Consider the following 26,224-nt stretch of genomic DNA (forward strand, 5'->3'; position numbering starts at 1 on the left):
TAACAGCGGGATGTCTTGTGCTGACGGAAGGTAAATATTAAAGGCTGTCAACTGAATTTTATAATCTTCTACAGTTTATAATACAAAAACCCCGACACAAGTGCCGGGGTTTAAACATTATCAATAATTAGAAAAAAACTATTCCACGATCAGTCTTTTGACTGTTTGTTTGTTTTCACTCTGAATCATCACCATATATACCGCAGATGAGAGTTCGCTTACATCCAATGCATAGGCGCCTTGTGGTGTACTGTACTGTTGTTGTACCACCATTCGCCCTCTGACATCATAGATGCTAATCTGATCTACTGCTATCAGGTTGGGGTTGCCTATGTTCACCCTTGTGGCAGCAGGGTTCGGGTACATCGTCAAACTACTTAGGTTGAAGTTGTCTGTGCCCAGGAATGGGGTGACCTCCAACTCAAAGCTACAGCTTGAGGTATTGCCGGCCTCATCTTCTGCCGTAAAGGTAACGGTATAAGTTGTACCTGCTGACAACATCGTGTTAGGTGCCGGTTCCTGGGTGATCAACACTACAGGGTCGGTACAGTTATCTGTCGCGGTTACACCGCCGGTAAAGTCTTCGACCACATAGGTACCGTTTCCATTTGGATCGACGGTTACATCGCCCGGACAGCTAATCACCGGTGGCAAGGTGTCGGCCACGGTTACCACTGAAGTACAGCTCGTGCTGTTGCCTTCGCTGTCAGTTACCGTAACGGTTACCGTGTTCTCGCCTATATCTGAACAGTCAAACTCAGTCTGGCTGATACTGATATCGGCTATGGCACAGTTGTCCATACTGCCTCCATCCAGCATGGCTGCCGTGAGGGTGGCTTCTCCGTTTTCATCAAGCTCCAGGGTAAAGTCTGTTACACACAAGGCTTCGGGTGCAATCAGGTCTTCCACGGTCACGATCGCTGTACAGCNATCAAATTCCGTCTTGCTGGCCGTGTAAGTGAGAGCACTGTTGCCACAGTTGTCGCTGCTACCGCCATTGAGGTCTTCCACTAGTATACTCGCCATTCCATTGGCATCCAACTGGATGGTCAGGTCCTGACAGACTGCTTGAGGAGATTCATTGTCTTCTACGGTCACGGTATAGGTACACACATCGGTATTGCCGGCTGCGTCAGTCGCAGTCCAGGTCACCGTGGTAACACCTAGGTTAAAGGTCACGCCGCTGAGCGAACTTCCCGTACCGCTCGTCGCGCCTGACAGGCTGTAGGTGATGGTTGACACGCTACAGTTATCGGTCGCGGTGGCATTCCAGCCGGTGCCGCTGTGGGTATAGCTACAGCTGCCTGCATCGGCGTCCACTGTTTGGTTACCGCCACAACTGATCTCAGGTGACTGGTTGTCTTCTACCGTGATTTCATAGCTGCATAGCGCTGTATTGCCATTGGTATCGGTCGCGGTCCAGGTCACCGTAGTGGTGCCTAAGTTAAAAACTATGCCGTCCAGGGTCATACCACTGCCCGTGGTCGCGCCTGAAAGGGTATATTCTACCGCTGCGACTCCACAGTTATCAGTGGCCGTGGCATCCCAGGCCGTGCCGCTATGGGTGTAGGTACACACATCTGCATCAGTGTCTACACTTTGGTTGCTTGTACAGCTAATTACCGGTGCTTCATTGTCTTCGATGGTTACGGTATAGGTACACACATCGGTATTGCCGGCATCATCGATAACCGTCCACACCACTGTGGTGGTGCCCAGGTTAAAGGTCACACCGTCAAGGCTGTTGCCCGTGCCGGTGGTCGCGCCTGAGAGTTCATAGGTCAACGAGAAAACATTGCAGTTGTCTGATGCCAGGGAATCCCACAAGGTACCGCTATGGGTATAGGTACATTCGCCCGGATCGGTATCCCTGAGTTTGCTGCTAATACAGATGATTACAGGGGCTTCGGTGTCTTCTACGGTGATGGTCGTAGTACAGCTTTGGCTGTTGCCTATCGCATCCGTAGCCGTCCAGGTCACCGTGGTGGCACCTAAGTTAAAGGTCACACCGTCAAGGCTGGTTCCCGTGCCGGTGGTGGCCCCACTAAGGCTATAGGTCAAGGTACTCAGGCTACAGTTGTCAGTGGCCGTAGCATCCCAGCTTGTACCGCTGTGGGTATAGTTACATACGTCTGCATCGGTCTCAACCGTGGCATCTGCAACACAGCTCACCTCAGGCGCTTCGTTGTCTTCTACAGTGACTGTATACGAACACACATCGGTATTGCCGCCCACATCGGTCACGGTCCAGGTGACGGTGGTTACGCCTAAGTTGAAGGTCACACCATTTAGTGAACTGCCGGTGCCGATGGTGGCTCCCGTGAGCTCATAGCTGAGGGTCGCTGTACAGTTGTCGTCATAAGATGCGTCCCAGAAGTTGCCCAGGTGGGTGTAGGTACATACCCCGGCATTGGTATCTGCGGTCTTATTGGTCGTGCAACTGATGACCGGTGCTTCATTGTCTTCTACCGTCACCGTATATGAACACACATCGGTATTGGTACTGCCGTCGGTGGCGGTCCACGTTACTGTAGTTGTTCCGAGATTAAAGACCACACCGTCAAGTGAGGTCCCGTTGCCGGTGGTATCTCCGGTAAGGACATATTCAATTGAACTGACCGAACAGTTATCGGTAGCTGTTGCATCCCAGGCGGTACCGCTGTGGGTATAGGTACAAACACCCGGATCGGTATCCACTGTTTCGTTGCCGATACACGTGATGACCGGATCTTCATTGTCTTCTACCGCCACCGTATACGAACAGACATCGGTATTGGTACTGCCATCGGTGGCGGTCCAGGTGACTGTGGTTTCTCCAAGGTTGAAGACCACACCGGCAAGACTCGTTCCTGTACCTGTGGTTACGCCCGTTAATTCAAAAGTTATCGAGGCTACTGAACAGTTATCCGTGGCTGTCGCATCCCAGGCCGTGCCACTATGGGTATAAGTACATACTCCTGCATCGGTATCTACTGTTTCGTTGCCGATACAGGTGATGACCGGATCTTCATTGTCTTCTACTGTCACCGTATACGAACAGACATCGGTATTGGTACTGCCATCGGTGGCGGTCCAGTTCACGGTGGTGGTTCCAAGGTTGAAGACCACACCGGCAAGACTCGTTCCTGTACCTGTGGTGACTCCGGTGAGCTCGTATTCGATACTGTCAACCGAACAGTTATCGGTGGCCGTGGCATCCCAGGCCGTGCCACTATGGGTATAAGTACATACCCCGGCATCGGTATCCACTGTTTCGTTGCCGATACAGCTGATGACCGGATCTTCATTGTCTTCTACTGTGACTGTATACGAACAGACATCAGTATTGGTACTGCCATCGGTGGCGGTCCAGTTCACGGTGGTGGTTCCAAGATTGAAGACCACACCGGCCAGGGAGGTTCCTGTACCTGTGGTTACACCCGTTAATTCAAACACTACTGTGGCTGAACAATTATCAGTGGCGGTCGCATCCCAGGTGGCACCACTGTGGGTATAGGTACAGACCCCTGCATCGGTATCTACTGTTTCGTTGCCGATACAGGTGATGACCGGATCTTCATTGTCTGCTATCGTTACGGTATAGGAGCACACATCCGTTCTGCCGCCATTGTCAGTTACGGTCCAGGTGACCGTGGTTACTCCCAGGTTGAAGGTAACCCCATCGAGAGAGGTTCCTGCACCTGTGGTGACTCCGGTGAGCTCGTATTCGATACTGTCAACCGAACCGTCATCGGTAGCGGTGGCATCCCAGGCCGTACCGCTGTGGGTATAGGTACATACCCCGGCAGCTGTGTCCTCTGTTTGGTTGGTTGTACATGTGATTACAGGGGCTTCATTGGGTATAAAATAAATACAGAAATTATTCAACGTTCCAACATCACCAGCTGCATCATCAAAAACACGTAATTCCCAGTTTCCATTCACGTCAATTCCATTGAAGGCATTGGCAAAGGTGCCTCCCTGGGGTTGGAAGGTTCCGGTAAAGGGGGCTGATGCACCAACAATACTTGCCCCTCCATCCTGAAAGACAGTATTGGTATAGTTATCATCTGAACCACCATTATCATTAGATAAAATAAGTACCGTTCCATCCGGTGCTACGAGTGAAATGTCAAGGTCACCGGTCCAGGTATGAGTAATATCCATTTCTACACGGTCAATATAGTAATTGGGTCCGATGATTCCCGAGCCGACAACAGTGGCTACCGAAGGAGTCATTGCTCCCTGAGTGTCACCCGGTGCACCGGCAGGAATGGGTTGCCCCAGCGGGGTACCACACTCACTAAAGGCAAGGATTTCGTTGCCCACGATGTTCATAACATAGTTTGAATTTGCAGTGTTTGGTACCGGATTTGGAACACCACAAGTAGGAGCTGATATCCAGGAGTTGCCTGTTTCCCCGGCCGTATTAGCTCCAACACCATAATCTCCACCAGTTGAAGCAATATTGATTACGAGTTCATACACTAAATTTTCTCCCAATGGGATGGTAGCAGAAATCGGAACAGAAACAACTGCAGCATTGTTAGCAATTGTTGCCATAAAAACGGAAGAGGCCTGTAAAGTACGGGTGTCATTTGGAAACGTACCGATTGACGAATACACATTCACAGTAAAAGGAACGGGTACACCCGGATCTACTCCATATCCTACTCCAAATTCAGCAGCACTGACCTGAAAGTCGGTGGTGATTCCAAAATCATCATCCAGGTCAAACACCCTGTAAAATGAAGTGTTTCCAGCAGAACATCTTTGAGGAACAATAGTAATTGCTTGTGAACTACTATGCGTAATCACCTGAGGGGTGGACATGATTTGATAGTTGTATCCATCGCCCTGCAGGGTGGCGGTGCCCGCAGCCATGGGTTGCTGCTGGGTGTTATCAATACTGATTGGTTGGGTTAAAGTTATACTTTCTGTTTGCCCGGTAGTGGTCTGGAGCTGTTGTGCCCATCCCATTACCGATGCCAGCAGAAAGACAGTTAAAATCTTAAAGGTACTTTTTTTCATAATAAAGTTGGTTATGTTAATACTTATTCCCTTTTAAAGTAACCGGCGGCAGTTGTTCTATTTTTTGATCAATCGCATCGAGTTCATCGTTGTACTTTTTCCAAATCCCCAGAAATGAAATCAATAACAAGATGATGAGAATGACCCATAGAAGTTTCTTTCGCCTGCTCATTAAAAAAATGTTGGGTAAATATAACCTTACTTCTTCTTCATATTTAATAATAGGGCTTACAAAAAGCTTACAACGCTCTAAGGAATTGTTATAAAGCGTAAGAAAGATGTAAGAAGTGTAGGTAAAACGTACTTAAAGTGAAGAAATGAGGAATTCGAGTTTGACATCGGCCTCCAGACCGAGTTTTTTACGGATGCGGTGGCGGGTTACCTGAATGGCATTGACCGAAACCCCCAGGGCAGCAGCCATTTCTTTGGTGGTAAATAGCAATCTAGAAAGCACCAGCAAACGGATTTCTGTTTGGCTGAGTTGGTGGTAGTGGGTTTTAAGCTGATGAATAAACCCGGGATGGGCTTTCTCAAACAACTCCTGAAAGCGGTTCCAGTCGTCGTCGGTGAGGATGGTGGTTTTTTTAAGTTGGTTCAACACCCGGCGTGTATCGTCTTGTTGGGTAGATTGCTCGAGTTGTTTGATGTAATTGTTTTTTTGAATGCTGCTTTGCGCATAGCGTTTGAGTTGATTTCCAGCAGCTTCAAGGTCTTGTTGGGCTTTCTGCAGGTTCCTTTCTGCCCGTTGCAGGACTTTCATTCTTTTTTGGTGTTTGTCTCTGAAATACAAATACACTGTAATAACCAATACAAACACCACTGCTAAAAAAAACAATATACGGTTGCGTTCTTGAAGTATTTGGTGTCGTTCGAGGTTGAAGGCTGTGAGTTTGAGGTTGTTTTCCTGCCGATTAATTTTCTGTTCGGCACGCACCAATTTGAGGCCGCTAAACTTTTGATGGTAGTTGTTTTGTGCCCATACAGCCGAATCGAGATAGGCCATGGCCTGTTCCATTTTCCTGGTTTTGACAGTCAGCTTCGCCAGCACCGGATACAACAACCTGAGACGATCTGTTTGCCCGGAAAGTGCGATATACCTGCGGGCCTTATAAGCATAGGCCTCTGCATCCTTCAGCTTGTTTTTTAGAAGGGCTATTTCAGCCAGGGGAATGAGTGCTCCTGCCGCGAGACCATAATCTTCTGCCTGTTCAGCCTGCTGAGTATCATACAACAGCATGGGTTCTGCTGCGTCAAACTCTTTTTTGAGAAAGTGATTGTATCCCAGATTGCCCTTCGCGATGGGTTCCCATACTTCAACTGTTTCAGGAATCTGCAACTCCAATAGAGCTCTGAAGTTGCGGTTTGAGGCTTCAAATTCTTCAAGTTTTTGGTAGCACAAGCCCAGGGTATTGAGGGCATTGGCTTTGTGAAGGCTATTGAATTGTGTTTCTTCGATATCAACAGCTTCCTTTAAAATTGAAATGGCCGGCCGGTAATCCTGAAAATAATAATAGGCCAGAGCAATCCGGTTTAAATCCATCAATTTATCAGGATACACCTCTGCAGTAACCTCTTGCAGGGCTTCTTCCATTTGCAGATAGACCTCAAAGGCCCTTTCATAGTTTTCAAAATCATTCCAATAACATTCCGCAAGCACCCTGAGTGCCCTGATGCGAATGTGGGCAATCCCTTCTTCGCCAGATTTATGAAACAGGACCCGCAAAGCATGCATCCCTGCATCCCGGGTTGTTTTTTGCTTGGTAAGGTAATACGCCCATAAAAGTTCCATTTCCAGCTCCAACTCAAGATCCTGATGCGCACGGGCTTGATCTGTGATACTATTAACCCTGTTCTTTACCTTCAGAGAGTCTTCTAAGTCAAGGATACCGGAATAGAATTCTCCTATTAACGGGTATTTCTCATTGTAAGGTTTATTGAGTAACTGCTTTTCTTGACAAACGCCTTGCAATCCAATAAACATGAAGAAGCCAACAAGGAGTTTGTGCATGGATTTCGGGTCTGATGGGTTTATTTAGTTGTGGGAATAAATATATTATAATTATTTAAGTATTTAACATTGTTTTGACTCTAATTTAGTTCCTATGTGATCTATACTAGTCAACTACGTAGGAATACGTACTCTAGTTTGATGAATTTGATATATGACTAAAAAAAGAATTTCTTAGTAACTAAACGTGCTTAATAAGACTACGGTTGAAACAGATTAAACCAATGCATTTTTGAGGGTATAAATTCAAAAAAGATTGCACTTGAAACAGGCTTCCTTTTGCAATCTTTTAGTAATTTTATGCAAACAAAGAAGCTATCTTTAGGTAGATTATACATCTACTGAATAAAAGAACCATTAACACCCAAGCGATATGCGTTTCCACACCCGAAAATGGATCAAACCCCAGGACCTCAACCCCAATGGCACTTTGTTTGGCGGTCGGTTGCTGGAATGGATTGACGAAGAGGCGGCCCTCTATGCCATCATTCAACTCGAAAACCCCAAAACGGTCACTAAGTTTATGAGTGAAATTGACTTTAAAAGCTCTGCCAAACCGGGTGACATTGTTGAAATCGGTCTGGATGTGGTGGCTTTTGGAAAAGCATCGCTCACCCTGAGTTGTGAAGTACGCAACAAAATGACCCGCGAATCCATCATCACCATCGATAAAATTGTGATGGTAGGGCTCGATGAACAGGGCACACCCAAAGCCCACGGAAAAACTGAAGTTGAATTTGTAAAAAACCGTCTGAAAACATAATCAAACCAAAGCAATTTCATCAAAGATGCTATTTTTGTAAAAACCCGTTCAACAAAACCCTATGTGTTTTCATATCAGTCAGACAAAAATAGGACGCGCATTGCAGGAACGCTATGAGGCCCGGCTGCAACTCCCGGATGGCGACCCCACTGCCCTGCCCTATTTTTACCATGCCATTGGTTTCACCCATCCGCAGATCCTGTTGATTCCCCAGGAAGAACCTTCTGTCATTACCACTGCTGCCTGGGGGTTGGCTCCGTCAAAAGAAACACCTGACACCCTGGGCGACTATTACAAAAAAGCAGCTCAGTTTGGTGGCGGACTCAACGCGCAATCAGAAAAGTTGTTTTCCCATTTTCTTTATAAACAGGCTGCCCACAGTCAGCGTTGCCTCATCCCCGTGAGTGGTTTTTTTGAACCCCACGAATACCAACAAAAAAAATTCCCCTATTTCATCACCCGAAATGACCGGGAGAGTTTTGCACTTGCCGGACTCTATACCCACGTGGGAACCACGCTTACGTGCACCATTCTCACCAAACCTGCCGGGGAACGCCTGGCGGCCATTCACAACAAGAAAAAACGCCAACCCGTTTTACTGAATAAAGTAGACGAACAAAACTGGCTGCAGGACTCCTTGAATGAAACTGACATTAGATCCCTGATCAACAAGACCTATGCAGAGGATGCTTTGGATACGTATACGGTAACACGCTCCGTTTTTCACCCGCAGCAAGACAGCAATACCCCTGAAAGTCTGCAAGAAGTCGTGTATCCTGAACTACAACAACTGTTTTGATTTTAGAGCATACCATAAGAAGATTTAATCTTGACATATAAAACTCCTAAACATAAAGAAGCTGTTTTTTGAAACAACCCAGCAACATCCATTTTAGATTTATCAGTTCATTAAACCAAAGTTCAATCCGGAAGTCCAACCAATAAAACCCACTTCGTGATGTTCAAACTCCTATTTCCAGTATTATTTTTCAGTATGATTGGAAGTGCACAAAACCTGTATTTCCCACCCACCACAGGCAGCACCTGGGAAACCCTTCCCCCGGAATCCCTGAACTGGTGCCCCGAAAAAATTGATTTGCTCAACAATTTTCTGGAAGACAACAACACCAAAGCTTTTATCTTATTGAAAGACGGCAAGATTGTCCTTGAAAGCTATTTCAACGGCCATACCGAAAATGCCCCCTGGCAATGGGCCTCTGCCGGAAAAACCATCACCAGCTTTGTGACCGGCATCGCTCAACAGGAAGGATTCCTCTCCATAAATGATCCAACGGCAACCTATCTGGGAGAGGGCTGGACGAGTTGCACGGCCTCAGACGAACTAACCATCACCATCGAACATCAGTTGACCATGACCAGCGGACTCAACGATGGTGTCTCAGACCCCACTTGTACTTCCAGTAGTTGCCTGGAGTGTATTGCCACCCCGGGAAGCCGGTGGGCTTATCACAATGCGCCTTATACCCTGCTCGATCCCGTAATTGAAACTGCCACGGGAAGTAGCTTAAACGACTATACCACCCAAAAACTAAAAACCCCCACGGGAATGAACGGCCTGTTTGTGTCCGTTCAAAACAACAAGGTGTTTTTCAGTACAGCCCGAAGCATGGCCCGTTTTGGATTGCTCATGCTCAATCAGGGCAACTGGAACGGCAACCAGATTCTAACCGACCCTGATTACTTCAATCAAATGATCACTGCCAGCCAAGCCCTCAATGAAGCCTATGGATACCTTTGGTGGTTGAACGGCACGGCAACCTATATGCTGCCCGGCCTCCAATCGGTTTTTAACGGACCCTTGTTTCCGTTGGCACCCGATGACACTTATGCCGCCATGGGAAAAGACGGACAATTCCTCAATGTCATTCCTTCAGAAAATATGGTGTGGATTCGTATGGGCGAAGACCCCGGCAACCTGCCCATACCCTTTTTACTCAATGACCAGATTTGGGAATACATCAACGACCTGGAATGTGAACTCAGTACAACTGACGTTTCACAACCCCAACTACAACTCACCCCCAATCCTGCTCAGGAGCGGTTCACTGTAACAGCTTCTAAGGAAATGGTAAGCATTGAAGTCTTTACAGCACAGCATCGACTGGTAAAATCGCAACAGACATCAGGCCTGGACACCACGCTGAAAGTAACCTCCCTTCCACCCGGATTGTATTTTGTAAAGGTCTACTTTGCAGATGGAACTACACGGGTGCAAAAACTGCTGGTTTTGTAGTGATTGGTGATTGGTGATTGGTGATTAGTGACTAGTGATTAGTGATTAGTTTTCTAACAAGTCAGTCTTAATACTTAATACTTTGTACTTAATACTGTTTTGGAATTTGGTGCTTGAAATTTGCATTGCCAACCGTATCCGCCAAAGCGGAGAAGGTTGGGTGCTTGGATTTTGGAATTTGGTGCTTGGTAGTTGGTGCTTGGTGCTTGGATTTTGAAATTTGTTGCTTACTCATAGGCGGGGTTCACGCAGAGTACGCAAAGATTTCCGCTAAGAAAGCGCAAAGGAGGCTTTGAGTAATTGCCTATTTGCGAATTTGCTGATGCGCTGATTTGCAAAAAAAGCTGATAGCAAAATGAAGAAATAAGAATTAATAATGGTCAACCTATAACAGAACATGACACATCAGTCTTAATACTTTGTACTTAATACTATTTTGGAATTTGCCTCGCCAACCGCTTCGTCGCACGCTGTCGCAGAAGCTTTTTATCCTCCAAAGCTTTAGCGAAGGTGGATAGCGAAGGCGCCCTGAATCCGCCTTTTGGCGGAGCAAGGCGGAAAGTTTACTGAAGGTTGGGTGCTTAGTACTTGGTGCTTGGTTTTCTAACACTAACCCCCTAATTACTAATCACTAATCACAAATCACTAATTACTAGTCACTAATTTCTGGTTCACCAGTTCACCAGTTGACCAGTTGACCAGTTGACCAGTTGACCAGTTCACTATAAAAGGTTTGTTTAATTATTTTGATTTACAAAATTTATTTTTGTAATATAAAACTTTATACTAATTTTGTGCTACCGGAAATGATGAGAAACCGATGCGTATCGTAACCTACAAAAGGATTGAGGAGTTTGTTGCAAAGCATGCAGATGCCGGAACTCCTTTATATGTTTGGTATCATACAGTATCAATTAAAAACTGGGACTCCATCAATGATTTAAGAAGGGATTTTAATGGAGTTGATTATGTGGGAAACCATCGTTTTGTTTTTAATATTAAAGGGAACTCCTACCGATTGGTCGCCATTATCTCCTTCAATGCAAAAAAGCTCTACATCCGGTTTATTGGAACCCATGCCGAATATGATAAACTAAAAGATATTAAAAACCTGTAACCATGATACAGACAGAAAAGGAATACAACGCCCTCATTGAACGTGTGGAAGAACTTCTACAAAATCCTGAAAACATCGAAAACCGCGATGCCAAAGGATATATTGAACTCAATATCCTCTCTGATCTGGTAGCAGACTATGAAGAACATTACCACCCGGTAACAAAACCCACACTCACTGACGTACTTAAATTGCGCATGGCAGAAATGGGTCTGAACCAAAAACGCTTGTCCGAATTGCTTGGAGTTAGCACCTCCAGGGTAAGTGAATACCTCAACGGAAAAAGCGAACCCACCTTAAAAGTAGCCCGTGAAATAAGCCGTAAGCTGGGGATTGATGCCTCGATTGTTTTGGGAGTATGATGGAAAAGAATTAATACTGAAGAATTAAAAATGGTCAACTCTATCAGGGATGGAAATGCTGGGTGTTGGGTGCTGGGTGAATGAAAAATTAATAATGAAAAATTAAAAACTGTCAACCTATATCAGGAAATGACAAGTCAGTCTTAATACTTAATACTTTGTACTTAATACTGTTTTGGAATTTGGTGCTTGAAATTTGCATTGCCAACCGTATCCGCCAAAGCGGAGAAGGTTGGGTGCTTGGATTTTGGAATTTGGTGCTTGGTAGTTGGTGCTTGGTGCTTGGATTTTGGAATTTGGTGCTTACTCATAGGTGGGGTTCACGCAGAGTACGCAAAGATTTCCGCAAAGAAAGCGCAAAGGAGATTGTGAGTTATTGAGGTATTGCCTGCATATAGCATATTGCTTATAGCTTATAGCTTACAGCTTACAGCTTACAGCTGCTAGCTAAATCAATCCTAAGTCCTTGGCCTTCGCGATGAGTTGGGTGCTGTTTTTGGCGTCGAATTGGGTGCGGAGGGTTCCCATGCGTTTTTCAATGGCGCTTGAGCTAAAGGGCTTGCGTTCTTCTTCTTTAAACCTACGGGCGATTTCTTCCATCACCAGGCCATTGGCGAGCTGACTGAGCAATTCGATGTCATAGTCGTCAATTTCGAGTACTGATTTTCCACTTAAAGCTGTTTCCAATTGGGGAGACACATAGGTTTTATTGGAATACACCGCCTGCACTGCATCGGTAAGCTCGGTGAGTCCGTGCCTGCCTTTGCACACATAGCCGTCGATGCCGTGCCTTTGAATCAAATGCCGTACCAGCTGGGGTTTGTCTTCGATGGAATAGACAATGATTTTTAAATCGGGATGGGCAGCTTTGAGCTTTGTGGCCAGGGCATCCCCTGATTTTATTTTTTGGTCTCTGTGGTCTGCTTTGAACGACAAATCGGTGATGAGCAGTTCAAAGGGTGTTGCATATTTCTGGGCGGCCTTGATCTGTAAAAAGGCATCGTCACAATAGTTCACCTGTTCAATTTCGGGAATTTCCAGTTGACTCAGCACCGTGTGCACACCGGTGTTGACACTTACCAAATCGTCTGCGATTAATACTTTTGAAAACATCTATACACTAATTTTTACTTTAAATCCTTTTCCTTGTGCTGTTTCAAAAGTAATACTTCCGTTCAATGCAAAAATGCGGTTTTCCACATTTTGCAAACCATTTTGTTTTTTTAGGGTACTTCCCACCCCGTTATCAGAATAAAAGAGTTCGGTTTTGGTTCCTTTTTGATTCATAGAGACCGCTACCAGCGTGGCTTTGCTGTGTTTTTTCATGTTGGTCATCAATTCCTGCAAGACCCTGTAGAGGGCATTTTTTTTATGCTGAGAAATTTGCGACCAGTCCACATTTTTTGAAAATCGCTTTACAATGGTGAGTCCGTCAGACTGGTATCCCGCCAGTAAATCGGTGATGACCTCATCAAAGGGCAGCGCATCATTCAGGGCGCTGTATTCTTTTGAAATGTCGCGCGAGCGGTTGTAAATCGACTCTAAGTTGTCCAGTAGTTCGTTACCGGAGTCAGCCTCCTTGAGTTGCATTTTTACCATCACCTGATAGACTTCGTTGGCCACTTCGTCGTGTACCTTTTTGGAGATGCGGTTTTCAGTCTTGTAGATTTCGCGTTGTTTGACCAATTTGACCCGGTTGAGAATGATAAAGATCACCAGCCCCAGGAGGATCAATAGCAACAGGGCGATGATTTGGGTGAGTTGTTTTTGGCTGCGCTCCTTTTCCATCTGTGCACGGGCACGTTGGGTATTGAGGATTTCTTTATCCACATCAAACCGCATAGCAGCAAAGAGGTTTTGCTCCTCTTGTTGCGCACTGTTTAAACTGTCTGTCAGGTCTTTATACCGCACTACGGTGGGGTCTTTTTTTAATTCGGTGAGTATGGACAGTGATTCCATCAGGAATGTAGCGCTGTTGAGCTCTTCGGCGAGTTCCAGGCTGCGGTTGGCATACCGTGTGGCCGCTGCAGTGTCGCTTTCGCGTAAAGCGTTTAAGGCCAAATGCCGGTAGCTGGAGTACATCCCTTCAGTCTCTCCAATGGCTATCCGAAGGTCCAATGCCCGTTGAAGCTCACGGAGTCCCTCGCGGTTGTAATTTGTTACTTTCAACACCCCCAGATTGTTGAGTGCCCGCGCCCATCGCAGGGTATCACCCGACTGTTCCCCCAGCTGAATGGCTTTTTGGAAATCGGTGGTAGCTTGTTGATGTCTATCTAACTCGATGAACACATTGGCGCGGTTGTTTAAAAGAGTGATGCGGTCGCTCACTTTGTCAACCTCCTCCAGGGCAAGGTTGTAGTAATCCAGTGCTTTGCTATAAAGCTCCTTCTCGCGGTAGATTTTCCCCAAATGGTTGTAGAGCCCCACCCGGCGGGCCTGGCGTTGTGATTGTTCGATTTCGGAATTCTGCAAGAGCTCCAGGGCCTCTACGGCCAGTTGTTCGCTTTCATTATAGCTCCCCAGCTTGAAGCCTGCAATGGCGGCCATACGCATCACATCAATGGCATTGAGGGTATCGCCGCTAATGAGGTGGGACTCCTTATGTTTCAGGTAATAAAAATAACCGGTGGGTAAATGGTGGGTGGCTGTGGGGTTCAAAACCCGTTGGTAATAAATCTCTGAACTGTCAACAATCTCACCGTCAGGAACCTGGGCAAAAGCAGCCTGGAAAGCAACGAAGAGGAAGCCTATGCATGTGAGAAGTTGGTTAAGCATCTTTCAAATGTAGTGACAATTTTTGAATTTACTTTGAGTTGGTTGACTCCCTCCTTCGGTGAACCTTCGGAGGGTGAAAGGTTGACTGGTTGACTGGTGACTGGTGAGTAGTGATTAGTGATTAGTGACTGGTGATTAGTGATTAGTTTTCTAACCCTAACCCCTAATTACTAGTTACTAGTTACTAATAGACTCCCCCCTTCTCCGCCTCAGGCGGATTCGGAGGGTGAAAGGTGGATAAATGAAAAATTAATAATGAAGAATTAAAAACGGTCAAACTATATCAGGGACGTACAGACATCAGTCTCAATACTTAATACTATTTTGGAATTTGGTGCTTTGGTGCTTTGGTGCTGGGTGAATTAATTAAAAATGGTCAACCTATATCAGGGACGACAGCCAGTCTTAATACTTTGTACTTAATACTATTTTGGAATTTGCCTCGCCAACCGCTTCGTCGCACGCTGTCGCAGAAGCTTTTTATCCTCCAAAGCTTTAGCGAAGGTGGATAGCGTAAGCGCCCTGAATCCGCCTTTTGGCGGAGCAAGGCGGAAAGTTTACTGAAGGTTGGGTGCTTGGATTTTGGAATTTGGTGCTTGGAATTTGCATTGCCAACCGTATCCGCCAAAGCGGAGAAGGTTGGGTACTTGGATTTTTTTTCAAACACTAACCCCTAATTACTAGTTACTAATCTCGGGTTGCTTACTCTTACGGGGGTTCTCGCAAAGGTCGCCAAGATTTTCGCAAAGAAAGCGCAAAGGATTGTTGGATGAATGAAAAATTAATAATGAAGAATTAAAAATGGTCAACCTATATCAGGGACGACAGCCAGTCTTAATACTTTGTACTTAATACTATTTTGGAATTTGCCTCGCCAACCGAAAGTTTACTGAAGGTTGGGTGCTTGGAATTTGGAATTTGGTACTTGAAATTTGCATTGCCAACCGTATCCGCCAAAGCGGAGAAGGTTGGGTACTTGGATTTTTTTTCTAACCCTAACCCCTAATTACTAGTTACTATTTACTAGTTACTAGTTACTAGTTACTAGTTACTATTTATTGGTGGATAAATGAAAAATTAATAATGAAGAATTAAAAATGGTCAACCTATATCAGGGGGGTACATTATAGTAGGATGAAGCAGGGATAAAGCCATGCTACGTCGTTATGCCTTCGAGTTTAAGTCGTACTTACCCCGCTTTTAGGGACTTTTCTCGAGTTAGTTACGACTTAGTGATGACTTAACCACGACTTAGTATAGCTTTATCTATGTAGTATCTATGCTCCATCTGACACTATGACCCGTCCTTGACCCGTCCCTTAAATTTATGTCCGAAAGCTATACCACAGGCCTGCCTGCCGGCAGGTAGGGTTGCACAGAGAAATTCTCCTTTAAACTTTGAACTTGAAACTTGAAACCTTGAACTATGAACTTTAACTCAATTTCTTCAGCTTGTACCTATAAGCTTGACTGTAATTCCTTTGGGTGGCATCGTCCAGAAAGGAGGAGGCAATGAATTTTTCCACCAAATGGGTAGCTGATGTCATTTGCGTAAACATTTCCCGCACAACTACTTGAGGTATTTCAGCTTGATTTGCGAGCTCTAAAAATTGTCTTTTTATGGTTCCTTGTGCTACGTTTTTAGGAAGGAGCCCCTCTTCCAAAGCAAATACTGCATCGTCAATATGAATACGGCTGTTCAAGAGGTCATAAGCCGGACTCAAACGGTAATCGCCCCACCGGGTTTCTACCAGGGAAAAGTTTTTGAGGTGGGCATCGCCATTGGAAAACAAGTAATTAAACAGTAAAAGCTGTAGTAATTTTGGTGCTTCAATTTTGTAAGCCGGTACAAACCTTTTTAAAAGTATAAAAAGATCAAGGTAATTGCCTGAGTATTTATAGTGTGTCCCATGAGTTTGGGGGGTTTTCCCTGCCAATGCAGCAAAATCTTCCTGGCCCCGTTTGGTGCCGTCTTCTTTTAGGTCAAAACGTTTGGTGATGTAAGCGGGTTGTCCATTTTGAAAAAAAACCAAGGCATTTTCGGCAGTTTCGATGCCAAACACCTGTCGTGCCAGTTGCATGGTAAGATGTTCATTGGCCGGCATGAGGTCCGGTTTGTTTCCTGAATGTGGTATGGGCTTTAAAATGTATTCGCCTTGCTCCCCCTCCCCGGTCAAACGCAATTTATTTTTCTCCAATCGCAAGGAAAATTTTTCCTGTACGCCCGAAATGGAAATTCGTTGTTGGTTTTCCATAAAGTGCTTACCGGTATCTTCTTGTGTTGACGGCGCAGTATAAGGCAATACATGGCTGACTCGTTTACCCTGAAACATACGTTTAAGACAGGTTGGACTGTAAGTGGAATACCCATCAGCCAATGTACCGGGACAGTGATTCATTTCAAGTAGTTTCATTTCCCTTAGGTGTTTTTAAGACTTACTGCACCAATGGTGTCGTGCTGTGTGCTTGCCATCAAAAGTCCAAAAGCATCATCACGATCAATCCTGTGGCTCTTGCAAACCACTTCTTTATTGATTCCTTCCGGTAGCATATTATAGAAAAAAGGGAACAAATGCCCTGAGTAGTACACTTGTTGTGTTTTTGGCAGTGTCAGGCTGATGGCCGGTTTGCTCCAATCTTCAAACCACCGCGTGGTGTAACTGAATGTAAACGACCCGTTTGCTTGCTGGCTTAACAGCCCGGCTTCTTCTCCTTTGAACATAACTTTTGCTTGTCTCATTTCGTCATGTCTTTCACTTGAAACACCAACTCCAATCCCAGCGCATCACCTATTTTTTGTACAGTTGTGAGTGTGGGGTTGCCTTTCCCGCTTTCCAATTGCTTGAGCGTCCTCAAACCCACACCGGAACGTTTTGACAAATCTTCCTGAGTTATTTGAAAAGCTTCCCGCCGTTCTTTTATAGCTGTAATAATTTCTTTAAAGTGCATTCTATTGCGCTATTTTATACAAATATAAACATAATTCTTGTACAAATTACATAAAAGTGCTATAAAATGCTCTTTTTGATATATTCATAGCCGGTATGGATAATATCATTTACCAAAGTGTATTGTAGTGCTCTTTTGGTATGGCATTTGTCCCTTTATTTTATCTCTATCCAATTTCTGGTTTTAAGGCTTTCAATGGCAGATGGATGTACCGGTGATGCTGACCCCTCATTCCCGTCATCGGTCGCAAAGTGCTTATTTGTAGGCTTTAGGCTGATTTGCTAATTTGCTGATTCGCAAACCCGTCATCGGTTATCAGTAATCCAGCCAATTCATTGACTAAATTGCTCACTGTTGGGTGCTTACTGTTATGGGATCCTCCTCCTCCGCCTCTGGCAGATTTGGCGGACACGTACCTCCTTTGTCGGTATGACAAAAAAGGGGAAGATGCTGTATGCTGATGCGCTGATTTGCTGATTTGCTGATTCGCAAACCCGTCATCGGTTATCAGTAATCCAGCCAATTCATTGACTAAATTGCTCACTGTTGGGTGCTCACTGTTATGGGATCCTCCTCCTCCGCCTCTGGCGGATTTGGCGGACACGTACCTCCTTTGTCGGTATGACAAAAAAGGGGAAGATGCTGATTGCTGATTTGCTGATGCGCTGATTTGCAAAGGAATATGTAAACAAAAATTTTTAATTCTTAATTCTAATTTGGAATTTGGAATTTGGAATTTGGCGCTTGTCATACGTCCCTCGGCCGCCATAGGTTTGTCACTTACGCTTCATAGCTTCAGCGACGGAGCGCCGACGGCGCTGCTTGCAGTCCTATGTCTGTCCACTTAAACCTCCCTCCCCGGATTCCCCACTACCGTCACCCCATCAGGAACGTCTTTGATGATGACGGCACCGGCGCCGATGGTGCACCACTTACCGATGTTGATTCCTTGAATGACCTGGGCTCCGATTCCAATTTGGGTGCCCTCCCCTACTTTTACATCTCCTGCCAAGGCAGCATTTGGGGAAATGTGCACATAATCGCTTAAAAGACAATCGTGCTCCACAACGGCACCGGAATTGATGATGCAGTGGTGGCCTACTTCAGCCTGTGAATTGATTATTGCACCGGGCATCACGACAGTACCGCTTTTTAGGGTTGCACGTGGAGAAACAATTGCAGATGGATGGATTAAAGGTTCAGTAACGAGGAAGCCATTGCTTTCAGCAAGGTTTTTTCTGGTTTCATTGTTGCCTATGGCAAAAAGTACGGGTATATTTTTGTCTGGGTGTGCTTTGTCTTTGGGGAGCACCGGATACTCCAATAATTGACTAATACTTTCATCGTCATCAAATATTGTGACTACTTTTTTCCCGAGGGCTTCAATAATTTCGATGACCACTTTACCGTGGCCGCTGGCACCGTAAACATATAGTTGTTGACTCATACTAATTCCCTTTAAACCGTTCTGTGGTGGCTTGCCCTGTGGTATTGATGCCTTCAGAAACAAACACTTTTTTGATGGTTAAAAATAAGATTTTTAAATCCAATACAAAACTTTGATGCTCCACATACCACACATCCAATGCAAATTTCTGTTCCCAGCTGATGGCATTCCTTCCATTCACCTGCGCCCAGCCGGTGATGCCGGGTTTGACATCGTGGCGTTTGCGTTGCTCTTCATTGTACAAGGGTAAATACTCCGGCAACAAGGGCCGCGGACCCACAAAGCTCATATCACCTTTTAATACGTTTAACAGCTGTGGCAGCTCGTCCAGGGATGTTTTGCGTACAAACTTGCCTACTCCTGTGAGCCGCTCAGCATCTGGCAATAAATCACCCTGAGCGTCTTTAGCATCGGTCATGGTTTTGAATTTGATGATGTTGAAGATGCGTCCGTTTTTCCCGGGGCGTGCCTGAATAAAAAAGGGATTGCCGTTGTTGGCGATGGTGAGGGCGAGTGTAACTAATAAGAACACCGGACTCAGCAATAGCAGTGCGATTAAGGCGTAAAGGTGGTCGAGAGAGGGTTTGGTTAGGGTTTTGTACATGGTTTAGCCGTTAGATCTAGTAATTAATATAAAAAACCAAAAAGCCATAAGGGTAGTTTGTTTTGATAGCCATATTCTATATCGTCTGCAACAATGTAGGCATTTTTTAAATCCTTAATTTGCCTTTTTGATTTTTCTTTCCCTCCAATTTCAAAAGCATAGGTATTGTTGACTAAAAAATCTGTTTTATTGTGGTAACTCAAGCTGTTACCTTGGCTTAGCTGATTGGCAAAAAACGCTTCCCTTACATTGCCTATATTGGTATTTAAGGGAGACAGCACAAACATCAAATTTGTATTTTCTAAATACACCTTAGCAGGTTTTTGAAGCTTGACATTACCATGTGCCTCCTTTTGTAAATGAATGGTCAGCCCCACTTCTTGCAAGTAATGCAGGTAGGACAGTAACGTTGTTCTATGCATTTCCATTTTTTGGCTCAATGCGGTTACATTAGGAATAAAAGGTACAGACTCAGCAATGATGGTTAATAGTTGTTTTATTTTAGGGACCAAACCAATATCCACGCCACGTAATAAAGGGAGTTCTACCTCCAGCATCATGTTAATGACTTCCTCCACACGCTGTTCATAAAGTTCAGGTTCTTCTTTGTAAAACGGATAATACCCATGTTTTAGGTAACTACTGAAATAACGAAATGGTTTTATTTGATCGTTGATGGTTCCTGCCAGTTGCACATGTTCTGTTAGGATTTCATCGAGGGTGAATGGTTGAAATTTAATTCCGGTTTCAAGTGCCAGGTATTCTCTAAAAGACAAGCCTTGCATATGGTAAATAATTGCCCTGCGGCTTAAGTCAGCTCTGGAGTTTAAAATTTCTAAAAGTGATGAGCCGGTAAACACTACTTTGAGCTCTTGGTGGTCATCATAGATATTTTTTAACTCCTGTGCCCAATTTGGATACTTATGTACTTCATCCAGAAATAAGTACTTTCCTCCATTTCTAACAAATTCATCAGCGAGACCAACCAAGGTCTTGCCTTTGAAACTAAATGAGTCTAAACTTACATACAGTGCATCTTCCAACTTGGTGCTGTAATTCAACTTGATGTACTGCAGGAGCAATGTTGTTTTACCTACACCTCTGGCACCTTTAATGCCAATTAATCTACTGTTCCAATTGATATCGTCTATCAAACTTCTAACGAAATCAGTTTTAACAAGCTGTATTTTTGTACGATATCTTCTAAACAAATCCTCCATAACGTCTGTTTTAATGTACAAATATAGGTAATTTTTGCATATCGTAATGTACTATTTTGCGTTTTGGGCGGGCTTTTATAAAAAAGGGTTTGCCGTTGTTGGCGATGGTGAGGGCGAGTGTGACCAACAAGAACACCGGACTCAGCAATAGCAGTGCGATTAAGGCGCAAAGGTGGTCGAGGATGGGTTTGGTTAGGGTTTTGTACATGGTGGGTTCAAAGGTACGGCATTTTGATAAAATTGGGATACTTGGTTGATGAGATTGCCGCGCTCCGCTCCCTCCTTCGGCGGGCACGCGCAATGACCCCCATTACTAGAAGGTTTTGCTTTAACGAATTACGGCAAGCCGAAACTACATTGAAAAAGGAGTCATTGCGAGCAGCGTTGCCTTTGGCAACGACTGCGAAGCAATCTCATCGAGTAAGTACAATCGTCATTGATCTTCCCCACCAAGTGTACGATACTCCTCAAGTATCGCCTCCCACACCACCCGTTGCTCATAGCGTTCACAAATCATAGGGCGGGCGTTTTGTTGTAGTTGGGTGTACAGTTTGTTGTCTGTTTGGAGCTGTTGCATCTTTTCGAAAAGGACGTCGGTGTCTTTCACTGGGATAACCAGCCCATTCTTCCCCACTTCAATGATTTCGTTGCAGCCGTTAATATCGGTAACGATGGCAGGCAAACCCATCGCTCCGGCTTGCATGACCACATTGGGGAATCCCTCGCGGTAACTGGGGAACGCCAGGGCGTGACTGATGGCCAGATAGGGACGTACGTCTTTCTGGAAGCCTACGGTGAGGATGTTAGGGTTGTTTTGGATTTGGTGCAGGGTTTGAGGTTGCAGGGGGTCTAATTCAGATTCGAAAGGTCCTACTAATAACAATTTGGTCGTGCGGGGTGAGATTCCTTCACCCCAACTTTGTTGGGGTTCGGAATGACTTTCCTTTGAATCACCACCCGTTTGACGGGTGAAGGCTTTTACTAACTCGTTAATGCCTTTATCCCCCACTAGACGGCCTACAAATACATAGACAAAGTCGTTTGGTTGAATATTGAGTTGGCTTCTCAAGACCTCTTTTTGATTATTGCTTATTTGCTCAGTATTGAAGTGAGTAGTGTCGATGCCGTTGGAGCTGCCTTTTGCTATTACTTTTAGCTTTGTAGCCTTACAGTAGGCTTGTTGAAGTATAATGTCATAGAGGCCTTTGGAGTTGGGGTAGACCTTTGTGGCACAGCTATAAGTAAATTTTTCAACAGTGTCAAGGAGTTTACGTTTGGCGCCGGTGGCTTCCAGCAAGGGTAAGCCGGCTACGGTATGCAAGCGGTGCGGCACCCCGGCGAGTTTGGCGGCCAGCATGCCCACAGTACCGGCTTTTGGGGTATGGGTGTGGACGATGTGTGGTTTTTCTTTTTTGAAAAGTCTGTAGAGTTGCCATACGGCCTTAAGATCCTGTAAAGTTGTTATCGACCGGGTCATCTTCACTTGAACTGTGGATACCCCTTCCCTTCTTTCCACTTCTTTTAACTCCTCCTCGGGCCCAGAAGACACCGCTAGCACTTCAAAATGGGCCTTCATAAACCGCAACTGCCCTTTTATCAAGACGTTTAAGGATAAAGGGACAGTGGTGATGCGGATGAGTTTGGGTTTAAGCATTAATTAATAAGGTGTTTAATATTATTTTTTACCATTCTAAATTTACCACTCTTCTCTACCGGAATATCATCTACATATTTTATTTTCAACTCCATTTTATTTCCTAGTCTGTCCTTCCAATTTTGAATAAATTTAGACTCTTGATTGGTATTATAAATATTTTCATCCTTAACAATAATAAGGTCAATTCTATTTAATTTATTTTGTAAAATCTGATATTTTATAACACCTTCTACATCTTTCACCGCATTTGCAACATTAATTATATTAATCTTTCCATTTTCAGGAGAATATATATAATCATCGACACGACCTAAAATTTCTTTAACTAAAGGGTTGTTGTTACTACAAGTACACGTAACTGATTCATCTTCCAAAGTTATAGAGTCACCTATGTCATACCTTATCAATGGAGTGCCTTCATTAGTAAAACTCGTTACAACTAATCTTCCTGATTGAGTAGGATGGTTATTTTCATCTAAAACCTCAAAAACACCACTTTGAAGTTCTAAATGTAGTTTGTTGTTTTTGCATTCAAAAATAAATGGGGCTCCTTCAGAAGAAGCATATTGGTCATAGAGTTTTGTTTTAAAAAAACGCTCTATTCTAGCTCTCATTTCGAGTGTGATGGTTTCTGCTGTAGGGAAAACTGCTTTTACAGTATCAGCAGGAAAATCATATCCATTTAATAATCCATATTTAGCAATTTCTAGCATTGTAGAAGGAAAACCTACTAAGTATTGCGGCTTGTATTTGATTAAATCTTCAACATAATACTTTAGGTAATCCTCATTAATATGAAAAGTAGAATAATACCGTACTTTATGAATAAAATCTGTTTTCCAAAAACGGTTGTTTTTTATATCACGAGAAGTCAATAAGTTTTTACCCGAAAACCAAGCGGTTTTTTTTCGTAATTCATAGCCAAAACGGGAGCGAAAATCATCTAAGAAAGCAAAGCGCTCTTGGCTATTATGGGCAAAATTTTGTACTTCTAACGATTTACCTGTAGTCCCTCCTGTTTTTGATTTTTCTAACTTTTCCTCAGTTTGCACAACAACTGATTCAATATTTTGACGGAGTGTTTCTTTGTCTAAGATGGGTAAGTTTTGTATATTTTGAATATCTGAAGCATTAGGTATATTGCAAAGTGTTTTTTGGTAATAAGCTGAATTTTGTTTTGCAAACTCAATAAGTTTTTTAAACCGCTCTGCTTGATACCTTTTCAACTCTTCTAAAGATAGAGTTCTGTTTTTTTCCTTCTCTTCTCTAAATACTTTATAACTTCCTCCATAGCGAATTTTATATGCCTTATAGTTGTACAAAACTACCAATAGGTTTTGAAAGACATGGGGGAGAATGTTATATATTTTTTCTTTCATAAAAAAAATAACTTTTAATTATTGATAATTTTTTTAGTTATTCTTCCAATTGGACAAAAGTCACCTGCTACTAGTATTTTCATATATTAAGGTTATTTATAAATAGTGATAGTTTAATATAAATAAAAATCCATTCCTTCAATAATGATCCAAAACAGATTACCATACCAAAATGTTGGGGTTAGAATGAGTATGGGCAATAAAACATTAATGAATAAAATATTGAAAGAAAATACAGGTAATGACCACCCAATCAATCTTTTTATATTTACTTCTTTGTAAACTGTATAAATTTTCACCAAGAGCAATATCATAAATAAATGCGCAATACCTAAAAATCGTGCTCCTGAGGGAATCGTAGATAAAACAAAAGATAGACAATAAAAGAAAATCACAAAAGCAAATAGCTTTGTAAACTCAGATTTATCGCCTACACTCTTTTTTAGAAGTTTTCTGATAAACAATACCATCACAAAAACCCAGATTTTAATTCCATAATCAAAATAGGTTTTAACATTTAAATAAAGTGAGTTGTCTTTTCTGCTATCAACTAGATTTGCAACCTCTGAACTGTTCAAAAATTCCATTCTATTCCCTATAGCACCAGAAAAGATGTCCATTTGACTTAAAAACCCGATTTTTATCAAATTCGTCTCTAAAAACCATGATGCCAAAAATGTGATAACAAACACATAATAAAGTAGGGGTTTTACACCAATTTTATTGTAAAAAAATTGATGAACTAATTTATAAAGTATAAATATTGGAATTACAGGAAGAAAACCATAATGAAATAAGGGTGTAATTAAAATACCTATAACCCAAATTGATTTTTTTTGAAAGATAAAATTGTATAAAGAATAAAAAAGGACTAAAGCACCGGTATTAAACCTAAAGCCGTTTACATTTACTAAAGAAACATAGTATGTAAAAAATATAAGTGATAGAAAAAACAAATACGTGTCACTATTAGACCCTCGTTCTTTCACTAAGACTCTCAATGACAAATAGCTAAACACACCATACACCAAGCCTGCGAAGGCATACATTACTTTAGGATTCGAAGAAAATATGGAGACAAAATAAAACAACAACAATCGATACAAGTCCCTCAACTCACCTTCGCGGTACAACCTGACTAAAGCATTGTAATCAAGCGTATTGTCAAACCGCATAAATGCCTCAGCATAACGAAGGGAATCTGCTGAAGTATTAGAAAATGAGATGGCATATCCTATCACCATTGCAAACAAAACATATACTATTCCACTGACTCTTGAACGAATATTGTATAACGACAAGCAAAAGCCCACTAGAGGCTGAATAAAGAATACCGGTAAACCAAGACCTGCAATTTTCTTGTTCATTAATTAAATATTTTATTCAAATAACTCTTCAAATACCACTCCTTGAGATACTCTATCAAACTCGGGGTAAAATTTGTATGGGAGCGGTTCAGATAATTTGCCAGATTTATATTTAGAAATAATTTCTTTAAATGTTTCAACTGATTTATTTAAATCAAAATTAGTGGTGTCAAAATTCCAACCCAGTTTATTTTCAAAGATGATTTTTGTAGGTTCAGAATCATAAGGGGCAAAATTTATTATGGGTCTTCGAGCACCTAAATACTCAAAAAACTTTATCGGTACTCCTGTATAGTGGGTTGGTATATTTGCTACAATCAACCAGAGCAAGTCTGAGGACACAATGTTTTCTAGCACTTTAGCCCTTGGTATGTTTCCAATAAAATTGATTACCGCAAAGGACTTGAATTTTTTTAATTCGTCAATCAATTCATCATCAAAATTACCTGCAATACGAACTTCAATATCTTCAGTAGTTATTATTTTGTTTTCTAACAAGCTATCGAATATTTTAAACAACGGAAAAGGAGACCTTACACCACGATAAAAGCTACCGGCGTAGAATAGTGTCATTTTTTTATTTTGAGTATTCGCAATGTTTAAATTTTCAAAATCTGAAACATCAAAACCGTTATAGATAACCCTAAATTTTTTTTGGTGTTTAGGAAAATGCTTTGCATAAATATGTTGCATTGAATGTGATATAAATGAAACTTTATCAGCGTTTTTTATTACTGAAACTTCCAATTTTTTATTGATCCATTGCTTTAAATTGCTTACTTTATCTGTATGCTCTACAAAATGAAAATCTCTCAATTCACTAATCCATTTAACACTCTTTTTTTTAGATTTAATGAATTTACCGATTAAATGATTTGAGAATGAAGGTGAAGTGGTAAATACAATGTCAGTTTGGTTGATTAGGTCTTTATTTTTAATCAAGTACCAACAAACTTTTGGATACCAAAAAATAGCTTGATCCGGCACTATTAATGACGATAAAAATTTAACTAACGAAGATTTAAGTTTAGCTTTTAAGCTTTTTTTACTTTGTAGAGCGTCAGTTTTATTTTTTCTTAAACCCGTTACACTTTTTCCTAAAAGACTATTCACTTTTATCAACTCAACGAGTGGCAAGTCCGGATTAAAGCCTTCATTCACTCCCCAAGTAGTGTCAGGATTGCCACAGGTTATTGCCGTAACGTTATAGTTGTTTTTGTCAAGATATTTTGCCACCGCATAAGGTCGTTGTGCCGCCGGCACATTAGACGGCGGATAGCTATTAGAAATGATGAGTAGGTTTTTTTTCATT

21 protein-coding genes are annotated in these 26,224 nt (G+C 42.9%); 5 read left to right on the forward strand and 16 right to left on the reverse strand.

Annotated features, from left to right (window positions below; genetic code table 11):
* Positions 1-138: 138 nt before the first annotated feature.
* The 3 genes from IEV69_RS12690 to IEV69_RS12700 form a co-directional block, all read right to left on the reverse strand.
* A complete protein-coding gene (locus IEV69_RS12690) occupies positions 139-5,010 on the reverse strand; it encodes an HYR domain-containing protein (protein WP_188443035.1) in 4,872 nt (1,623 codons plus the stop codon).
* Between the two features lie 16 nt (positions 5,011-5,026).
* Positions 5,027-5,182, reverse strand: a complete 156-nt coding sequence (locus IEV69_RS12695; protein ID WP_188443037.1) for a hypothetical protein — start codon at positions 5,180-5,182, stop codon at positions 5,027-5,029.
* Between the two features lie 132 nt (positions 5,183-5,314).
* Positions 5,315-7,018: a tetratricopeptide repeat protein gene (locus IEV69_RS12700; protein ID WP_188443039.1), complete on the reverse strand. Its 1,704-nt coding sequence runs from the start codon at positions 7,016-7,018 to the stop codon at positions 5,315-5,317.
* A gap of 373 nt (positions 7,019-7,391) precedes the next feature.
* On the opposite strand from IEV69_RS12700, the gene IEV69_RS12705 reads away from it, so the two are divergent.
* From IEV69_RS12705 to IEV69_RS12730, 5 genes are all read left to right on the forward strand, one after another.
* The gene (locus IEV69_RS12705) at positions 7,392-7,781 is read left to right on the forward strand and encodes an acyl-CoA thioesterase (protein ID WP_188443041.1); all 390 of its coding nucleotides are present in this window, start codon (positions 7,392-7,394) and stop codon (positions 7,779-7,781) included.
* A 61-nt stretch (positions 7,782-7,842) separates the two neighbouring features.
* Positions 7,843-8,580 (forward strand): SOS response-associated peptidase, encoded by a 738-nt coding sequence (locus IEV69_RS12710; protein ID WP_188443043.1) that lies wholly within the window; start codon positions 7,843-7,845, stop codon positions 8,578-8,580.
* 159 nt (positions 8,581-8,739) lie between these two features.
* On the forward strand, positions 8,740-10,035 hold the full coding sequence (locus tag IEV69_RS12715) for a serine hydrolase (RefSeq protein ID WP_188443045.1): 1,296 nt from the start codon (positions 8,740-8,742) through the stop codon (positions 10,033-10,035).
* An 820-nt stretch (positions 10,036-10,855) separates the two neighbouring features.
* On the forward strand, positions 10,856-11,152 hold the full coding sequence (locus tag IEV69_RS12725) for a type II toxin-antitoxin system HigB family toxin (RefSeq protein ID WP_188443050.1): 297 nt from the start codon (positions 10,856-10,858) through the stop codon (positions 11,150-11,152).
* Positions 11,153-11,154: 2 nt separating this feature from the next.
* A complete protein-coding gene (locus tag IEV69_RS12730) occupies positions 11,155-11,514 on the forward strand; it encodes a helix-turn-helix domain-containing protein (protein ID WP_188443052.1) in 360 nt (119 codons plus the stop codon).
* A 447-nt stretch (positions 11,515-11,961) separates the two neighbouring features.
* Here the strand turns inward: IEV69_RS12730 and IEV69_RS12735 are convergent, their stop codons facing one another.
* From IEV69_RS12735 to IEV69_RS12795, 13 genes are all read right to left on the reverse strand, one after another.
* Positions 11,962-12,627 carry a DNA-binding response regulator gene (locus IEV69_RS12735; RefSeq protein WP_188443054.1) on the reverse strand — a complete coding sequence of 222 codons (666 nt, stop codon included), beginning with the start codon at positions 12,625-12,627 and terminating at the stop codon, positions 11,962-11,964.
* On the reverse strand, positions 12,628-14,289 hold the full coding sequence (locus IEV69_RS12740; RefSeq protein WP_188443056.1) for a tetratricopeptide repeat-containing sensor histidine kinase: 1,662 nt from the start codon (positions 14,287-14,289) through the stop codon (positions 12,628-12,630).
* Between the two features lie 1,433 nt (positions 14,290-15,722).
* A complete protein-coding gene (locus tag IEV69_RS12745; RefSeq protein WP_188443058.1) occupies positions 15,723-16,703 on the reverse strand; it encodes a HipA domain-containing protein in 981 nt (326 codons plus the stop codon).
* 5 nt (positions 16,704-16,708) lie between these two features.
* On the reverse strand, positions 16,709-17,029 hold the full coding sequence (locus tag IEV69_RS12750) for a HipA N-terminal domain-containing protein (RefSeq protein ID WP_188443060.1): 321 nt from the start codon (positions 17,027-17,029) through the stop codon (positions 16,709-16,711).
* Positions 17,026-17,238: a helix-turn-helix domain-containing protein gene (locus IEV69_RS12755; protein ID WP_188443062.1), complete on the reverse strand. Its 213-nt coding sequence runs from the start codon at positions 17,236-17,238 to the stop codon at positions 17,026-17,028. Before IEV69_RS12755 ends, IEV69_RS12750 begins: the two co-directional genes overlap by 4 nt.
* Before the next feature lie 844 nt (positions 17,239-18,082).
* Positions 18,083-18,685, reverse strand: a complete 603-nt coding sequence (locus tag IEV69_RS12760; RefSeq protein ID WP_188443063.1) for an acetyltransferase — start codon at positions 18,683-18,685, stop codon at positions 18,083-18,085.
* A gap of 1 nt (position 18,686) precedes the next feature.
* Entirely contained in the window at positions 18,687-19,289 is a 603-nt protein-coding gene (locus IEV69_RS12765; RefSeq protein ID WP_188443066.1) for a sugar transferase, read from the reverse strand.
* A gap of 23 nt (positions 19,290-19,312) precedes the next feature.
* Complete coding sequence (locus IEV69_RS12770) at positions 19,313-20,509, reverse strand: ATP-binding protein (protein WP_188443087.1); 1,197 nt, start codon at positions 20,507-20,509, stop codon at positions 19,313-19,315.
* Between the two features lie 10 nt (positions 20,510-20,519).
* On the reverse strand, positions 20,520-20,717 hold the full coding sequence (locus IEV69_RS12775) for a sugar transferase (RefSeq protein WP_188443068.1): 198 nt from the start codon (positions 20,715-20,717) through the stop codon (positions 20,520-20,522).
* Positions 20,718-20,942: 225 nt separating this feature from the next.
* The gene (locus tag IEV69_RS12780; protein WP_188443069.1) at positions 20,943-22,163 is read right to left on the reverse strand and encodes a glycosyltransferase family 4 protein; all 1,221 of its coding nucleotides are present in this window, start codon (positions 22,161-22,163) and stop codon (positions 20,943-20,945) included.
* The gene (locus IEV69_RS12785; protein ID WP_188443070.1) at positions 22,163-23,545 is read right to left on the reverse strand and encodes a phenylacetate--CoA ligase family protein; all 1,383 of its coding nucleotides are present in this window, start codon (positions 23,543-23,545) and stop codon (positions 22,163-22,165) included. Before IEV69_RS12785 ends, IEV69_RS12780 begins: the two co-directional genes overlap by 1 nt.
* Before the next feature lie 113 nt (positions 23,546-23,658).
* Positions 23,659-24,912: an EpsG family protein gene (locus tag IEV69_RS12790; RefSeq protein ID WP_188443071.1), complete on the reverse strand. Its 1,254-nt coding sequence runs from the start codon at positions 24,910-24,912 to the stop codon at positions 23,659-23,661.
* 12 nt (positions 24,913-24,924) lie between these two features.
* Entirely contained in the window at positions 24,925-26,223 is a 1,299-nt protein-coding gene (locus IEV69_RS12795) for a glycosyltransferase family protein (protein ID WP_188443072.1), read from the reverse strand.
* Position 26,224 lies beyond the last annotated feature (1 nt).

The sequence above is a fragment of the Planktosalinus lacus genome, assembly GCF_014640155.1.
Taxonomy (GTDB): Bacteria; Bacteroidota; Bacteroidia; order Flavobacteriales; family Flavobacteriaceae; genus Planktosalinus; species Planktosalinus lacus.